The sequence below is a fragment of the Sphingopyxis sp. 113P3 genome (assembly GCF_001278035.1).
Taxonomy (GTDB): Bacteria; Pseudomonadota; Alphaproteobacteria; order Sphingomonadales; family Sphingomonadaceae; genus Sphingopyxis.
Window position 1 is genome coordinate 3,333,318 of sequence record NZ_CP009452.1, and the last position, 16,920, is coordinate 3,350,237.

Genomic DNA, 16,920 nt, shown 5'->3' on the forward strand with positions numbered 1-16,920 from the left:
CAGCGAAGCAATCCGCAGCGGTTTACGCAAGCGTTGCTTTGCAGCCGAGCCGCGCCGCGCACAATGGCGAAGACGGGATATCACACCTCGCTCAGCGCCGCTTCGGTCGGCCCGATGCTCGCAGGCGTGCCAACGTCGAACCATTGCCCCATGTGCGAAACGCCGAAAAGGCGCCCCGCCGCAATCGCGCGGTCCCACAGAATATTGGTCGAAAAGGGACCCTCGGGCGCGCCGTCCAGCAGCCGGGGCGAAATCAGCTGGATGCCGGTATAGACGAAGGGCGCGACGCGTCCGGCCTTCCGGCGCGTCAGCCGTCCGGCACCGTCCATGTGAAAATCGCCCTTGCCGCTGTGCCCGCTCGCGCTCGCCTGGCGGATCAGCAGCAACAGCGCGTCCATCCTCGCGCCATCCCAATGATGCGCAAGGTGGCGGATGCTATCCACCGGCCCGTCGGTCCAGATATTGTCGCTGTTGACGATCAGGATGGGATCCCCGCTGAGCAATGGCCGTGCCTTCACCAGTCCGCCGCCCGTCTCGAGGAGCTGACTGCGCTCGTCAGAGATGGCGATGGTGAACGGCCGCTTTTGGGCGGCCAGATGCGCCTCGAGTGCGTCGGCGAGATAGTGGACATTGACGACGACGTGAGGAATTCCCGCGGCCTCGATCCGGTCGAGGCTGTGGTCGATCAACGCTTTGCCCGCGACGCGTACCAGGGGTTTTGGCCGCGTCGCCGTCAGCGGCCGCATCCGCTTGCCGAGCCCCGCCGCCATCACCATCGCGCTTTCGATCTTCACGCTCACGCTTGGGGCTCCAGCCACGCACTTGCCCGCTTTTCAAGCGGTATATTGGCGTCGAACCATTGCCGCACGGGAGCAAGGGCCGGGGCCGCGAGGTCGCGCTCGAGCAACGCCCACATGCGCGGCTGAAACTGGCGGTAGCCAGCTTTGCCGTCACGCTTCCACAGGCGGACAAAAACGCCAAGGATGCGCGTGTTGCGCTGCGCGGCAAGCGCCCAATATGCGCGCCGATAAGCCTCGCCCCCTCCCGCTGCCGCGACATAGCGATCGAGCATGGCCGCCTCGACGGCCGGCGACACATCGCGCCGCGCATCCTCGAGCACCGAGGCGAGATCGTAAGCGGGGTGGCCAAGCAGCGCGTCCTGAAAATCGAGCAGTCCAAAATGCGCGATCCCGTCGCGGCCCTCGATCAGCATGATATTCTCGGCGTGAAAATCGCGCAGGACCGTAACGCGGGGAAGGCCATCCCTTTCGAGCGGCGCCAGCACGGCCTTCCACGCGGCGCGAAAACCGTCACGATCCACCTCGAGATCGAGCGCAGGGCAGTACCAGTCGGTGAACAGCATGACCTCGTCGAGCCACTGCTCAAGCCCGTGCACCGGCAATCCGTCCATCGGCGGGCACGCGTGGAGGTGGACGAGCAGATCGGTCACTCCGGCGTAATATTCCGCTTCCCCGCCGATCTCGTGATCGACGGTTTCGCGCAGACGCACGTCGCCGAAATCCTCGATCAACAACAAGCCCTTGTCGAGATCGCGCGCGAGGATCGTCGGCGCGCTCAGACCAAGACCGCACAGATATTCGGCGACCGCGATGAATGGCCGGGGGTCCTCGTGCGGCGGCGGCGCGTCCATCAGCACCGCCTGCCGGTCCTTGTCGACGACCCTGAAATAACGGCGGAAAGAGGCATCGCCGGCGAGCGGCAGAATCCGGGCATCGCCCCAGCCATGCGCGGCCAGAAAGGCGGGCGCATGGGCGGGCGGAATCATCAAAGCGGCCATCGCGCCTCCCAAGCGGGCGGTACATCGGCTGTCAAGACGCGCGCGTCGCCGCTGCCTGAAATCGTCAGCACGAGCGCGCCCGGCCACCCCGCCGCTCCCAGTCGTTCGGGCCATTCGATCAGAAGCGCACCGTCGTAGAGATATTCGTCGAGCCCGAGCTCGATGAGCTCGCTCGCTTCCTCGATCCGGTAGAGGTCGACGTGCGCGATCGCGAGGTCGACCTCGGGCGGGGCATAGGGCTGAACGATGGCGAAGGTGGGGCTCGGCGCCTCACCCGCCAACCCTCGCGCCTTCAGCATCGCGCGCGCGAGCGTCGTCTTGCCCGCGCCGAGATCGCCCGACAGCAGCACGACATCGCCAGGAATCAGCGCCGCGCCGATCGCCTCGCCAAGGCGCTCGGCGTCGGACAGATCATAGCGGCACGAAAAATCGCTCATGCCCCGCGCGGCAGGCTGACGCGCACAAGCGTCCCCTGGCCCTTTTCGCTCAGAACTTCCATGGTGCCGCCGTGCGCGGCGACGAGCTGGCGCGCGAGCGCAAGGCCGATGCCGCCGCTCGGTGTTCCCGCCCGCTCGCCGCGCGTCACCGCCGCGACCGCCTCGGGCAGGCCCGGGCCATTGTCGGACACAACGATGTCGACCCCGCGTGGATCCCCCTCGGCATGGAGCAGCACGCGCCCGCCCGTCCGGCGCGTGGGCGCGGTGAAGCGCACGGCATTGTCGAGCAGTCCGGCGACAAGCCGCGAGAGGCGCGGGGCATCACCCTCGATCGTACCGAGTTCTGCGGAGATATTTTCGACCAGCTCGATGCCCTCGGCGTCGGCGAACGGCTTCACGTCGGCGAGTGCCTGAATGAGGAGCCCCCGCACGTCGACCGGCGCGCGCTCGATCGCGAGGGTTCCTGCCTCGCCCTGCGCGAGGTCGAGCACATTATCGATCTGGCGCCCGAGCACGGCAACCGAATCCATGATCGCGTCGACATAGCTTTGTTGCTGTGGGTCAAGCTTGCCGGCATAGCCTGCCTGCAACATCTCGCCATAACCGCCGATCGAGGTCAGCGGCGTGCGCAGTTCATAGCTCATGCGCGACAAAAAGGCGGTCTTGACCTTGTCGGCAGCTTCCAGTGCCTCGTTGCGTTCGCGCAGCGCGCTTTCGATCCGCCGGCTGTCCGTGACATCGAGCATGATGAGAAGCGCATTGCCGTCGGGCAGCGGGATCGAGGCAAAGTCGAAATGACGTCCGTCGCCGAAGCGGATTTGCCCAGCGCGCTGCGTGCGTTCGAGCGTTGCGGCGCGGATCACTTCCTGGACGATGCTGATCTGGTTGGGTTTCGCCAGCCGGTCGGCAAGCCCGCTCATCAGCACATCGACGCGCGGATGCGCCGCGAGCGTCGCCTCGTCGACGCCCCACAGCCGGCGGAAGCGCTGGTTCCAAAGGTGGAGGCGGCCATCGGGGGCAAAGACGGCGATTGCCTCGAAAAGATTGTCGAAGGTCGCGGTGCGGACGCGAAGCAGCGTATCGCGCGCACCGGCAAGCTGCACCTGTTCGGTGCGATCCTCGGCAATGAGCAGAAGCCCGCCGTCGGGGGTCGGCTGCGCGACCACACGCAAATGTGTCCCGTCGCGCAGCAACCACTCTTCCTCGCTCGCCTCGGCGCGCGCAAACCAGCCGACATGGCCTTCGCGCCATTCGGGATAGTCACGCACTTCGGGGACGCGCCCCTTGTCGCGCCAGGCATCGAGCAGCCGCGCAAAGGGCGTCGCCTCGGCGACCGCATCGGCATCGACGTCGAACAGCCTGCGGAAGGGCTGATTGGCAAAGACGAGCCCCTGATCGGGACCGAACTGCGCGACCGCTGCGGACAAACGGTCGAGCAGCTCGCGCTGCGCGTCTGCAAAGCGGCGGTGCGCGCCGCGCTCGCTTTCAAGCTCCTGCACGTCGATCGCATAGCCCGCCACTCCGATCGGAGGACCGCCCTCGGGCGCGAGAGGTACGTCGACGACACGCATGATCCGCCGCTCGCCCTCGATCGTAACCGGCACCGTGCGCGTCTGCGCCGTGCCGGCGGCCCGCGCCTGGTCCGCGGCATCGGCCGCGGAGACCCCGGCGACGGGCTCGCATAGCTCGACGCCGCCCTCGATCACGGCGGCCGCGCTCCCCGCCTCGACCGCGCGCACATAGGCGCGGTTGACCAGCGCGAGGCGCAAATCGGTATCGCGGAACCACATCGGAAAGGGCGCTGCCTCGATCAGCCCCGACAGCGCTTCGAAAGCCGCCATCGCTTCGTTTCTCTCGCGGCGCATGTCGGCGAGCGCCTGCTCCCCCTCGGTCGCATCGCTCAGCCACAGGAGAACGCAGCCCGGCCCGCCGATCGCGACAGGGGCTGCCGAGCCCTGGATGACGAGCGTGCGGCTGCCGCCCTGCGGCCGGAGGCTCAGCGTGAAGACGCGCGCGCCGCGCTGCGCGCCGAGAATTGCCTGGCGCAGCGCCTCGAGTCCGTCTCGATCAAGGCCCTGCTCGATTCCCGAAAGCTCGTCGAAGTTGCGCGGGTCGCGGTCGAGACCCAGCCAGCGCCCGAGCCGCTCGCTCGCCTCGACCCGCCAGTCGGCGCGCACGACGACGGGCAGATAGGGCGAGGCTTCGACGAGGCTCGCCAGCCGCTCGGTCTGCGCGGCGACGAAGGCCGAGCGGCGCTGCATCGCAATACCGCGGCCGACGGCCCACAGCCCCGCGAGCAACCACAATGCCGCGAACAGGCCCAGCGCGAACACCGCCCCCGGGGTCTGCGTCATCGGCGCCGCGCCCGGGCCGGGGGGAAGACAGGCTGTCGTGCAATGGACATGTGCTCGCCCTATCGACTGTCTGAGGGCGATTCAATCATTCGCCGCAGCGAGCCAGAAGCGACCGGTCGCAACCGGGCGCCGCTTGGCCGACTGCGGCAGTTCTGCCACAGGCGCCGGGGAAAGGGCGAACCGCAGCCTTATCGCGCTTGACTTGCCGCAAAAGCTTTGGAACGCTCGCGCTTATGGCAAATTCCAGGGCGCAAAAGACGCCCGGCGGATTTGACGATTTGGTAAGGCCGAATTGGCAAGAATGCGGCCTTGAAGAAAAAACCGGGGAAACATCAATATGAATAACGTGAAGAGCGCCGCGCCGCGTTTGCGGCGGAATCTGGGTTTGGCAAGCGTGTCGGCGATGGCCGTGATGCTCGCGACGCCGGCCTTTGCACAGTCCGAGGACGCCGCGCCTGCTCCGGCCAGTCCCGAGGATTCGATCGTCGTAACGGGCTCGCGCATCTCCACCGTGACGCCGTTCAACAGCCCCGACCCGATCACCGTCATCGATCCGGGCCTCGCGCAGAAGGAAGGCAAGTTCGACCTTGCCTCGACGCTGCAAAGCTCGCCGGTCGCCGCTGGGTCCACGCAGATCACCGCTGCGATCTCCTCGAACTTCGTCACCAATGGCGGCCCCGGCGCGCAGACGATCGACCTTCGCGGTCTCGGTGCCAACCGCACCCTCGTACTCCTCAACGGCCGCCGCGCCGGCCCCGCGGGCACCCGCGGCGGCGTGTCGTCGTTCGACCTCAACGTCCTTCCCGCCTCGATCGCGGGTAGCGTCGAAATCCTGAAGACTGGCGCTTCGTCGGTTTATGGCTCGGATGCTGTTGCGGGCGTGGTCAACATCAAGACCAAGACCGACGTCGACGGGCTGGAGCTCAACCTCAACACCTCGGTTCCGTTTGACGGCGGCGGCGAAGAATATCGCCTCAATGCCGTATGGGGCAAAAAGTTCAGCCGCGGCCACATCCTGGCGGCGGTCGACTATACCCATGTCAAGGAACTCAGCCGGGGCGACCGCAGCTATCTTGCCTGCCCCGAAGCCTATACCTTCCGCGAAGACGGGAGCCGCGCCGATCTGATCGATCCGCGCACCGGCAAGTATAAGTGCGAGGACCTGCCGTGGGGGCATGTCTGGACCTATAATCTGATCGACAACATGCAGCTCGATGGCCCCGGCGGCCCCAATACCGGGCTCAACGTCTCGCCCAACGGGCAGACCGTCCTGATGCAATATCAGTATCCAGGCGAAAGACTCGGCATTCCCGCCTTTGGCGCGCCATCATATGGATATGCCGGCTACCTCGATGAGGATGGCAACTTCATTCCGGGCATGTCTGACTTTGGCGCGCCTGCAGGCTGGTTCCCTGTAGGATATAACACTGCCACACAGTCGGTGCTCAATGCCTATCACCCGTTCGTCGAAGAGCAGACGATCATCCCGAAGACATCGCTGATCACGGGCTACCTTGAAGGCTCCTATGAGCTGAGCGACGAGGTCGAGGCATTCGGCGAATTCCTGTTCAATCGCCGCAAGACCTATCAGAACGGCTGGCGCCAGTTCTGGAACTTCGGTTTTACCGGTGACCCTTATGGCACGGGCAACCTCTATGGCACGGGCACAATCTGGGCCCCGGGCTGGCAAGGCGTGAACTATGTCAGCCCGACCGCCATCACCAACCATGCCGACAGCAGCCAGAAGGTCGATTATTATCGCGGTGTCTTCGGCCTGCGCGGCCAGGCACCCGAGGGCGAAGGCTTCTTCGGAGGCTGGCGCTGGGAAATCTACGGCCAGTACAGCAAGAGCATCGGCCGCTACCGCAGCGAACAGATTCTGCAGGACGTCTACGACGCCGGCTATTTCCAGTCGAGCTCATGCGTCGGACAGGTCCTGCCCGTCTCGGGCAAGCAGTGCATGGACCTGCCGTGGATGGACCCTTACTTCCTGCGCGGGGAACTGACGCCCGAACAGGTCGCCTATATTTTCGACTGGGAAGAGGGCAAGACCGTCTACACCCAGCTCACGGGTGAAGCGACGGTCTCGGGCAAGCTCTTCGAATTGCCTGCCGGTCCCGTCTCGGTCGCGCTCGGTATCACGGCACGGCAGGACAAGATCAACGACGTGCCGGGTGAGATAACCCGCGCCGGCAACGCGTGGGGTTCCTCGGCATCGGGCATCACCGCCGGCAAGAGCGTGACCACCGAAGCCTTCGGCGAAATCAACGTCCCGCTTCTGCGAACAAGCCCTTCTTTGAAGAGCTGACGCTGTCGGCCGCAGCCCGCGTCACCAGCGTCAAATCGACGCGCGCATCGGACGGCGTGTCGGCGAGCGACAATGGCAACTGGACCTACAAGCTGGGTGCCAACTGGGCGCTCAACGACTGGCTGCGCTTCCGCGGCAGCTACGGCACCTCGTTCCGTGCTCCGGCCCTGTTCGAGCAGTTCCTCGCCAATGAAACCAGCTTCCCGAACGCGCGGAACATCGACCCGTGCGTCAACTGGCAGCTCGGGCTCGACCGGGGCACGACCACGCAGCGCGTGGCGGACAACTGCGCCTCGCAGGGAATCCCCGGCAACTATGCCGGCGGCGCGATCACGGCGACCTCCTATGCGCAGGGTGGTCTCGGCCAGCTGCGCTCGGAAACCTCGCGCGCATGGGTCGTGGGCGGCATCCTCACGCCCAAGTTCGACTTCCTGCCCGACACGACCATCAACCTTGCGGTCGATTATTTCGATATCAGGGTGAAGGGCGAGATCACGCAGCTTGGAGCGTCCAACATCGTCTTTGGCTGCTATGATTCGGACAATTTCCCGAACGAGCCCTTGTGCGACCTGTTCACGCGCGGCCAGGCGGCCGATCCGCTGGCGATTGCCGAAGTCTATGACCAGTTCGTCAACATCGCGAGCCAGCGTAACAGCGGCGTCGATGTCGAACTCAATCTGCGTCACGATCTTGGCAAGCTTGGTCGGCTCTCTTTCACGGCGGGGATGACCTGGCAGACCAAGGATTCGTTCCGTCTGCTGCCGAACTCGCCCGCAACCTCGGATAATGGCGAAGCGGGTTCCCCGCAGTGGGTCGGCGATTTCCGCGCTTCGTGGGAGACCAACGGCGGCTTCACGCTCTTCTATGGCATGAACGTCATTGGCGGCACGTCGGATGTCGCGGACTTTTTGGACCGCAACGGCGACCTGTGCATCAATTCGGCACTGCGCGGCCGCTATTGTCCGAAGCTCACGGCGCCGGCGACCTTCTACCACAACGTCTCGGTCTCGCAGGAGATCGCCGAGCGGTTCGAGGTCACCTTCGGTATCGCCAATCTGTTCGACACCCGCCCGCCGCGCGTGTCGGTGCTGAACGGCGGACAGATTGCAACGCTCGGTCCCGTGATCGTCGCGTCGCAATATCCGTTCACGGGGCGCCGCGCCTTCCTGAACATCAAGAGCAAATTCTGATCGATTTGACAGATGAGGCGGCGGGGCGGCATGGCAACATGCCGCCCCGTTTCATTTAAGGAGCATCGCGGTCATGCCGACCGTCCTCGTGAAGGCTGACACGCTCGACGAAGCCAATCGCCGCTTCGCGCAAGCGCCGCTACGTCAGCCCATATTCCTCAACAGCGTTCCCAAGAGCGGCAGCCACCTGCTGCGCAACATCATGCGCATGTTCGTTCCCGTCGAGCAGCAATATGGGCGCGACTTCATCCAATGGGCCAATCTGCAGCAGCACCGCAGCGCGTTCGACCCCGCGCGTCCCATGCTGAGCTGGGGCCACCTCTTTCTCGCCGACGCGTCGGCGATCGAGACGGCAAGCGCCCGGCGGATCCTTCTTTATCGCGACCCATATGACTGGGTGATCGCGCGAGCGCGCTTCTTCGTCTCCGAACAATTTGCGAGCAATATGGATCATCTGAAATCGGGGGCGCTGACCGCCGATGAATTGCTGACGATGATGATCTTCGGTCTGCCCGGGAAGGCGCCCTCGCTGCGCGACATTTACGAGATGAACGCCGCTGCATGGCTTGGCGCCCGGGTCCACGCGGTGAAATTCGAAGATATGGTGCGGCATATCGCCGCGCTCGATTCGCCCGAAGCCGATCAATTCTTTGCCTCCTTGTTCGATGCGTGCGGTATCGAGCGGCCGAGCGACTGGAAGGAGCGCGTGCGCCTCGGCGCCGACCGCAAGCAAAGCGGCACGGCGCGGGAAAATCTGACCGGCGTGACGTTCGAATTCCCTGACGCGCTTGGCCCGCGCCATCGGGCGCTGGTCGACTATCACGTCCCAGGGCTTCGCGCCCTGCTGGGCTATGCGTAGATCGGGAGCGATGCAGTGAGTGCGACCAACGGGCGCGGAACGGTGACCACCTACCCGGCGCTAACCCAAGCCGACGAGCTCGCTGCGGCCGGAAAGCTGGATGCGGCCGCGCAGCGTATCATCGAACATCTGCGCCGGCATCCGGACGAGCCCCAGGGCCTTGCCAAGCTGGGCGAGTTCGCGATGCTCCTCGGCGGGCTCGTTCAAGCGGAGCAATTTCTTCGCCGCGCGATCCTGCGCGGAGCCAACCAGTTCGAGGTGCGCCGCAACCTCGCCTCGGTCCTCAACCAGCAGGAGCGGCTCGACGAAGCGCGCGCGATGTTCGAGGCGCTGGCCAGCGAAGGCGACGATCCAACGATCTCCGCCTTGCATGGACTGACCCTCGACAAGCTCGGCCGCAACGACGAGGCACGCGAAATCCTTGAAAACCTGGTCACCCTCTATCCTGACCGCCCCCATTTCTGGATTTCCTACGGGCACAATCTGCGCGCCGCAGGACGCGTCGACGATGCGATCGCAGCTTATCGCAAGGCCACCGAGATCGATTATGAATGCGGCGAAGCCTGGTGGGGGCTTGCGAGCATCAAGAGCCGCGTCTTCACTGAGGCCGACATCGAGATGATGCAAAAGGGCCTGAAGGTCGCGATCGACGAACGCAACAGCTCGCCCCTCCATTTTGCGCTTGCCCGCGCCTTTCACGACCGGAAGCGCCACGCCGAAGCGTTCGAACATTATCGCGAGGCCAACCGCCAGCGCGCCGAAAGCATCGGCTATGATGCAAAGGAGCTGACCGAAGAAATCGCCGAGCTCGAACGCGTTGTGACGCGCGATTTCATCGCCGCGCTGCCCGACGTGCCGGCGGGCGACAGCGTGCCGGTTTTCATCGTCAGCCTTCCGCGATCAGGCTCGACCTTGCTCGAACAGATGCTTGGCAGTCACGCCGACATCGAACCCGTGGGCGAACTTCCCTATGCGCCTGCAATCCTGCGCAGCGTCATGGAAATGGCGACGCGGCGCGGTCCCGTCACCGTACCGCAGCTGATCGCGGCGCTGGACCCCAGTCGGGCGGCAGCGATGGGGGAGGATTATCTCCACCGCGCCGCGTTTCATCGCAAGACCGGCAAACGCTATTTCATCGACAAGCTCCCGCACAACTGGAGCAACATCATGTTCCTGCGCAAGATATTGCCGCAGGCAAAATTCCTCGACATCCGCCGCCCGGCGATGGACTGCTGCTTTTCCAACTTCACCCAGAGCTTCTCGCGCGCGCACGCCTCCTCCTTCGCGCTCGGCGACATCGGCCAATGCTATGTCGATTATGTGCGGCTGATGACGCACCTCGGCCGCGTTGCGCCGGGGCTCGTCCACCATATCGATTACGCCGCGCTCGTCGCAGATCCCGAAGCGCAGCTGCGGCCAGCGCTCGCGCATCTGGGGCTTGAATGGGATCCCGCGATCCTCGAGTTCCACAAGCTCGACCGCGTCGTGCGCACGCCATCGAGCGAGCAGGTACGCCGCCCGCTCAACCGCGACGGGATGGAGGTCTGGCGTCCTTATGCCGAATGGCTGGGACCGCTCCGCGATGCGCTGGGAGATCTGGCCGAACAGGAAGGGCGCCGGAAAACCCCGGCGCCCTCTTAACCCGTCGGTTTCGCGCGAAGCGCTCTATCAATAGCGGTAATGATCGGGCTTGAAGGGCCCCTCGACCGGCACGCCAATATAGTCGGCCTGCTTTTGTGTGAGCTTGCTCAGCTTCACCCCGAGCTTTTCAAGGTGGAGCGCCGCGACCTTTTCATCGAGATGCTTGGGCAGGACATAGACTTCGTTCTTGTACTGGTCGCCCTTGGTGAACAGCTCGATCTGCGCGAGCACCTGATTGGTGAAGCTCGACGACATGACGAACGACGGGTGGCCGGTGGCGCATCCGAGATTCACGAGGCGCCCCTTGGCAAGCACGATGATCTGCTTGCCGTCGGGGAATTCGACGAGGTCGGTGCCCGGCTTGACCTCAGTCCACTTGTAGTTGGCGAGCGCTGCAATCTGGATCTCGCTGTCGAAATGGCCGATGTTGCACACGATGCTCATCGGTTTCATCGCCGCCATATGCTCGGCGGTGATGACGTCGGCATTGCCGGTCGCTGTGACGAATATGTCGGCGCGCTCGACGGCTTCGTCCATCGTCACCACCTCATAACCCTCCATCGCCGCCTGCAGGGCGCAGATCGGGTCGATTTCGGTGACGAGCACGCGCGCGCCGCCGTTGCGCAGCGAGGCGGCCGAACCCTTGCCCACATCGCCAAATCCCGCGACCGCGGCGACCTTGCCCGCCAGCATCACGTCGGTGGCACGGCGGATCGCGTCGACCAGCGATTCCTTGCAGCCGTAAAGATTGTCGAACTTGGACTTGGTGACGCTGTCGTTGACGTTGATCGCCGGGAAGGGCAGCTCGCCCTTCTTCGCAATCTCGTAGAGACGGTGAACGCCAGTCGTGGTCTCTTCCGAAACACCCTTCAGCGCCTTCACGGTCCTGGTCAGATAGCCGGGGTTCGCCGCGACAAATGCCTTGAGCGCACGCTGGAACTCGACCTCTTCCTCATTCTCCGGCGCGGGGAGCGTCGCGCCCGCCTCGATCTTCGCGCCCCAAAGCGCGAACATGGTGGCGTCGCCGCCATCGTCGAGGATGATGTTCGCGGTTTCGTCGCCCCAGTCGAAGATGCGGCCGACATAATCCCAATAGTCGGCGAGGCTTTCGCCCTTTACCGCGAACACCGGCGTTCCGCCCGCAGCGATCGCAGCGGCGGCATGGTCCTGCGTCGAAAAGATATTGCACGTGGCCCAGCGTACCTCGGCGCCGAGCGCCTTCAGCGTCTCGATGAGCACCGCTGTCTGGATCGTCATATGAAGCGACCCGGTAATCCGCGCGCCCTTCAGCGGCTGCGCCGCGCCATATTCGGCGCGCAGCGCCATCAGGCCGGGCATTTCGGTTTCGGCGATCGCGATTTCCTTGCGTCCAAAGTCGGCAAGGCCGATGTCGGCAATCACATAGTCACGGGTGTCGGCGGCGAGAGTAGCCACGTCGTTTCTCCTGTCAGGCGGGCGCGGACGCGCGGACGCGGCGGCGCAATTATGTTGCGCGCCCTAACCCAAAGCGCTCCTGCGATCAAATATAAACTTTTCTTTATATCGCAAGAGCCGCGCGCCTTGCCGCAGGGCTATCGCATTTGACCGAGGATGGTTTTGGCGAAGGCGTTGGACCATCCGGAGCGTTTGCGTTTTCTCCTGATGGAGATATCGGGTCTGGCGGTTCGCAGGACATTGAGGGCGAGCTTGCGCAAGGTTGCGAGATTTTCGGGGGCATGGTCCTTTCGGCTGCGGGCGCGATCTTCATCGAATGTCATGTCGAGCACCCAGTGGAGACCATTTTCGATCGACCAGTGGGATCTGGCGGCGGCAAGATATTCTTCCGGGCTCAGCGTCCGGGATGAGAGATGATAATGGCGGGTCGTTGTGGTCTTTCCATTGCGGGTGACCGTGGCCTCGATCATGCCGAGACAGGCAAGAGCGGGCATGTCCACCGGTTCGGTGCAGGCGCGCTTGGGACCGTGCAGCCAGCCAAGGTCATGGCTGACAAAAGCCCGCCGCTCTTCGAGACGTCCATGATCGGCATCGCTTGTCTCAGTCGTGGCGAGACCGGCAAGGATATCCGGTGCAGCGAAGTAGCTGGCCACCGCCTCATGCAGGGCCGGTCTGTTCGCCTTGAGACGTAAGAGATAATCGCCGCCACGATCGAGGACCAGCTGCGCAGTCTCGGTCTGGCAGTGCAGGGCATCGGCGGTGACAAGCTGGCCCGTGAGGTCCAGGCATTCGAGGAGCGCTCTTGCGGCAAGGATTTCGCTGTCGCCTTCCCCCGGACGGAAGCTTTCCTGGCCGATGACGGTGCGTGTCGACGAGGCAAAGGCCGTCACCACCGCCAGCGGCGATCGGCCGGCTGCCGTGTCGAACGAGCGCCGCAATGTCTTGCCGTCGATGGCGACAACACCGGCACCCGCTTCGCCAAGAGCGGTCAGAAATTGCTCGAAGCAGCGTGCAAAGGCTGCCGGATCCAGCAGCCGGAAAATCCGGGAGAAGGTGTCATGGCTGGGAACCCCATTCTCAAGGCGCAGAAACTCCCGGAACAGATCCTCGCGATCCACCGCGAAATCCGCAAAATCCGAACAACTCTCCGCCCCGCAGATCGACGCCGTCAGCGCCATCGTCAGCACTTCCAGCAGATCGTGACGGCGCGCGTTGCCCGTTCGCGGATCGCGAAGATCATCAAACGCCGCGGCAAACCAGGACATGGATATCCTCCTTACTATGAAGGACACCCAAAGAGGCCATATCAACTCATCGCGCTACTATATTTTTCAAATGCGATTCCCCTGGCCTTGCCGGCCCCGACGCGGCGTTACGCCTCCCCGCCTTCCGTGGTCAGCAGGCGGGCATCGACCCCCGCCTCTGCAAAAGCTTCCTGCCAACGCCGGTCAGGCGGCGTGTCAAAGAGGAGTGCATCGCTCCCCGGCGTGACGTGCCAGCCGTGACGTACCAGTTCCTCCTCGAGCTGGCCGGGCGACCATCCCGCATAACCCAGCGCGACGAGCCAGCGCGCGGGTCCGCGCCCGTCGCCAATCGCGCGCAAGATGTCGTGCGAGCTTGAAATCATCCAGCGGTCCGAGACCTGCACCGCGCCTTCGCCGCCCCAGTCGCGGCTGTGCAGCACAAAGCCGCGCGACGGCTCGACCGGCCCGCCCAGAAACACCGGCGCGTCGAGCGGATCCTCATGCGCGATCTCGAGCTGGTCGAGCACCGCACCGACCGTCATTCCGCCGATCGGGTCGGCGACGCCGATGCCCATTGCTCCTTCTTCGTCATGACTGATCATAGCAATCACCGAATGCTCGAAGCGGGGATCGCCGATGCCCGGCAGCGCGAGGAGCAGCTGGCCGGTGAACCAGGTCGGGGCAGTATCCATTCGCCCATCATGAACGTGCGCAGGGACCGGGTCCAGCGTCTTTGAGACCGATTGAAGCGGCCCGGGCCGTCAGGTCCCCGCCTTGTCGCTCACCGCCTTGATCACCAGCGCCGTCTCGTCGACCAGATAGCGCCGGGCGAGCGCCTGAAGCTCCGCGGCGCTCGCAGCCTCGATCTCGGCGATCGCCTGGCGGCTGCGCTCGAGCCGTTCGGGCTGGCTCGTCGCTTCGGCGACATAATTCAGCCAGTAGCTGTTCTCGCGCCGTGCCTTGGTCATCGCCTCGACGAGCGGCCGCCGCGCGCGGTCGAGAAGGTCGGCATCGACGGGCGATTCGCGCAGTTCCCTGGCGATCGCAAAGATCGCAGCGCGGGTCGTCGCGAGATCCTTATAATCGACATTGCTCGACGCGAAGAGATGGCCGTAGCCGGGAAATTCATCGGACAGCGAAGCACCCGCGCCGGGGCTGTAGGTCTCGCCGAGCCGTTCGCGAAGCTCTTCGGTAAGCTTGAGCTGCATCACCCGCGCGAGCAGGTTGAGCCGCATCGCCTCGGCAAGGTCGCTGTCGTCGCGTGCAGTCCAATAGACACGCAGCTCAGCCTGGTCGGCGGGTCCCTTGTGAATCAGCGTGCGCTCGCTGCGATCGGCCGCGAAGTGCCGCTCGCGCGCGCTCTCGCGCGGATCGAACGCCGCGCGGCGTTCGGGAAGCGCACCGAAGGTCGCCGCAATTGCTTCGATTGCCGCCTCCTCCTCGATGTCGCCGACGACGCCGATCTCGACCGCGCCGTGCGCCAGGCTATCGGCAATGACGGGCTTCAGCTGCGCCCAGTCCCGCGCCATCAGCACATCGAGTGGCGGTGTTTGGGCGCGCGGATCGCCGTCTGCCAGAATCCCCCCGACATCGCGTCCCATCACCGCGGCAGGCGTCGCATCGTTCGCGGCATATTGCTGCGGCAGTACCCGGCGGATCAGCGCGAGGCCGTCGGCCCGGTAGCCAGGGTGGGTGACATAAGCCGCCATCAACTGTGCCTGCGCGCGAAAATCGGTGGGCGAGGTCAGCGCCTTGCCGCCGAACGCGTCGATGTCCGCCCCGAAACTCGGCGCGACGGTCTTTCCCGCAAAGATCTTGCGCAGCTCATCAAAACTGTGCGCTTCGAGCCCGCCGATGCTGAGCGATCCCGCGAGCGCCACTTTCGTCGGGTCGTCCCGCGTCGCGAGCAGTGTCCCGCCGTCGACGCGTAGTGACATCCACACCTTGTCCTTCTGGAAGTCGGTCGTCTTGATGTTCAGCATCACATTATTGGCGAAGCGAATCCGGCGGATGCCGAGATCATCGATCCGCTCATCCGACACGATCCGGCCCGGTGTTCCGAAATCGGTATAGGCGAAGACAAGGCTCTCGGCGGCCGCCGGCGCAGAAACAGCGACATCTTGGGAAGCCTTGAGTTCGGCAAGGATCGCATCCGGCCCGCCCTCGATCGGCGCTTTGCTCGTCACACGCACGAGCGGAGCGCTGAGCCCCTCGACGCGCTTGCGGAATGCGGCGGTGACTGCAGCGGCGTCGAGTGAGGGCACGGCTGCCTCGAACAATGCCTGCGTGGCTTCGGGGCGCACGACGACGAAATCCCCGTCCGCCGCGGCGACAAGAAGGTCCGCCAAACTCTCGCTGCGCCGGGTATCTACCCCCGCGACAGCGTTGCGCAGCGAAGTGCGCCGGATCGCAATCTGTTCGTCGACCTCGGCCTGGGAAAAACCATGTTCGACGGCGCGGCGATATTCCTGCTCGATGAGCGCGAGAGCTTCCTTCCACGCGCCTTGCTTGGCAACCGCACCAACGGTCACGAGGTCGAAGCGTTTCCATCCCTCAGTATCGCTGAAATAGCCGCTGAGAATCGGCGAATCCTCGCGCAGCGCAATCTTGGCGAGACGACGGCTGACAATCGCCTCGCCGATATCCTCGGCAAATTTGCGCGTACGCTTCGCCTTGCTGTCAGGTTCGTCGACCCAGGGCTTGAACGCCCCGATCGTCACCGCATCCGCAATCGCCGGGTCGACGAAATCGTCGGCGGCCGAGGGACGCGCAAAATCGATGGTCCCGATATCGGGATCCGGGCCGGCGGGGCCGCGCCCCTGCCAGTCAGCAAAGCGCGCCTTGATCTTCGCCTCCACCGCGGCGGGGTCGAAATCGCCGACCATGACGAGCGTTGCGCGCTCGGGCCGATAATAGCGATCGTAAAGATCGCGAAGGCGCTCGGCGGGCGCCGTCCGGATCACGTCTTCGGTGCCAATCGGAATGCGCTGCGCAACTGTCATTGCTGGCATGGCGAAAGCGAACTGGTCGACCAGGCTTCTTAGCTGATAGGTGTCGCGCGCGCGGCGTTCAGACAGGATGACGCCGCGTTCGCGGTTGACCGCCTCGGGATCAATCGTCAGCTCACTCGCGGTCTCGCGCATGAGCATCAGCCCGGTGTCGATGAGATCATCCGAGGCGCCCGGCAGGTCGAGCTTGTAGATCGTCTGGTCAAAGCCGGTGGAAGCATTGGTGTCGGCGCCGAACGCTAGTCCCTTGCGCTCGAGCAGCTTGATCATCTCGCCTTCGGGCACATGGGTCGAGCCATTGAAGGCCATATGCTCGATGAAATGGGCGAGTCCGCGCTGGTCGTCGGCTTCCGCAAAACTGCCAACGTTGAAACGCATCCGAATGATAACGCTGTTCTTGGGCGTGCCATTCTTGAGCAGCGCATATTTCATTCCGTTGGGCAGAACGCCGAAGATGATGTTGGGGTCAACCGCCAAGTCGCTTGCGGCAAAGTTCCAGGCCCGAGCGGCATCGGTCTGGGGATTGACTGGAGCCGTGGCAGCAGCGGAATCGCGGGCGAGGACAGTTGCCGAGTCGCCCGCGGCCGCGATCAGAAGGATCGGGAGCAGCGCGGCCGCAGTGCGGCGCAGGAAAAAAGACGTCATGC

General features: G+C 64.5%; 12 protein-coding genes. 4 read left to right on the forward strand and 8 right to left on the reverse strand.

Features of this window, described 5'->3' with window-relative positions; all coding sequences use genetic code 11:
* Positions 1–80 precede the first annotated feature (80 nt).
* The 4 genes from LH20_RS16105 to LH20_RS16120 are packed head-to-tail and all read right to left on the reverse strand — an operon-like array spanning position 81 to position 4,589.
* Positions 81–800, reverse strand: coding sequence for a nucleotidyltransferase family protein (locus tag LH20_RS16105; protein WP_235527003.1), 720 nt, complete (start codon positions 798–800; stop codon positions 81–83).
* Positions 797–1,786 carry an aminoglycoside phosphotransferase family protein gene (locus tag LH20_RS16110; protein WP_053556329.1) on the reverse strand — a complete coding sequence of 330 codons (990 nt, stop codon included), beginning with the start codon at positions 1,784–1,786 and terminating at the stop codon, positions 797–799. The genes LH20_RS16105 and LH20_RS16110 overlap by 4 nt, the downstream gene beginning before the upstream one ends.
* On the reverse strand, positions 1,786–2,235 hold the full coding sequence (gene tsaE, locus LH20_RS16115) for a tRNA (adenosine(37)-N6)-threonylcarbamoyltransferase complex ATPase subunit type 1 TsaE (protein ID WP_053555107.1): 450 nt from the start codon (positions 2,233–2,235) through the stop codon (positions 1,786–1,788). Before tsaE ends, LH20_RS16110 begins: the two co-directional genes overlap by 1 nt.
* Complete coding sequence (locus LH20_RS16120; protein WP_053555108.1) at positions 2,232–4,589, reverse strand: PAS domain-containing sensor histidine kinase; 2,358 nt, start codon at positions 4,587–4,589, stop codon at positions 2,232–2,234. Before LH20_RS16120 ends, tsaE begins: the two co-directional genes overlap by 4 nt.
* A 337-nt stretch (positions 4,590–4,926) precedes the next feature.
* On the opposite strand from LH20_RS16120, the gene LH20_RS16125 reads away from it, so the two are divergent.
* The 4 genes from LH20_RS16125 (at position 4,927) to LH20_RS16140 (ending at position 10,587) form a co-directional block, all read left to right on the forward strand.
* Positions 4,927–6,897, forward strand: a complete 1,971-nt coding sequence (locus tag LH20_RS16125) for a TonB-dependent receptor plug domain-containing protein (RefSeq protein ID WP_053555109.1) — start codon at positions 4,927–4,929, stop codon at positions 6,895–6,897.
* The gene (locus LH20_RS16130) at positions 6,789–8,087 is read left to right on the forward strand and encodes a TonB-dependent receptor domain-containing protein (protein ID WP_083455459.1); all 1,299 of its coding nucleotides are present in this window, start codon (positions 6,789–6,791) and stop codon (positions 8,085–8,087) included. The genes LH20_RS16125 and LH20_RS16130 overlap by 109 nt, the downstream gene beginning before the upstream one ends.
* Positions 8,088–8,160: 73 nt before the next feature.
* A complete protein-coding gene (locus LH20_RS16135; RefSeq protein WP_053555111.1) occupies positions 8,161–8,946 on the forward strand; it encodes a hypothetical protein in 786 nt (261 codons plus the stop codon).
* Positions 8,947–8,961: 15 nt separating this feature from the next.
* On the forward strand, positions 8,962–10,587 hold the full coding sequence (locus tag LH20_RS16140; RefSeq protein ID WP_053555112.1) for a tetratricopeptide repeat-containing sulfotransferase family protein: 1,626 nt from the start codon (positions 8,962–8,964) through the stop codon (positions 10,585–10,587).
* A 27-nt stretch (positions 10,588–10,614) separates the two neighbouring features.
* Here LH20_RS16140 and ahcY read toward each other — a convergent pair whose 3' ends face one another.
* From ahcY to LH20_RS16160, 4 genes are all read right to left on the reverse strand, one after another.
* Positions 10,615–12,021, reverse strand: coding sequence for an adenosylhomocysteinase (ahcY, locus tag LH20_RS16145; protein WP_053555113.1), 1,407 nt, complete (start codon positions 12,019–12,021; stop codon positions 10,615–10,617).
* Between the two features lie 137 nt (positions 12,022–12,158).
* On the reverse strand, positions 12,159–13,286 hold the full coding sequence (locus LH20_RS16150; protein WP_053555114.1) for an ISAs1 family transposase: 1,128 nt from the start codon (positions 13,284–13,286) through the stop codon (positions 12,159–12,161).
* 107 nt (positions 13,287–13,393) lie between these two features.
* Positions 13,394–13,957 (reverse strand): YqgE/AlgH family protein, encoded by a 564-nt coding sequence (locus tag LH20_RS16155; RefSeq protein ID WP_053555115.1) that lies wholly within the window; start codon positions 13,955–13,957, stop codon positions 13,394–13,396.
* Positions 13,958–14,026: 69 nt separating this feature from the next.
* Positions 14,027–16,918: a M16 family metallopeptidase gene (locus LH20_RS16160; protein ID WP_053555116.1), complete on the reverse strand. Its 2,892-nt coding sequence runs from the start codon at positions 16,916–16,918 to the stop codon at positions 14,027–14,029.
* Positions 16,919–16,920 lie beyond the last annotated feature (2 nt).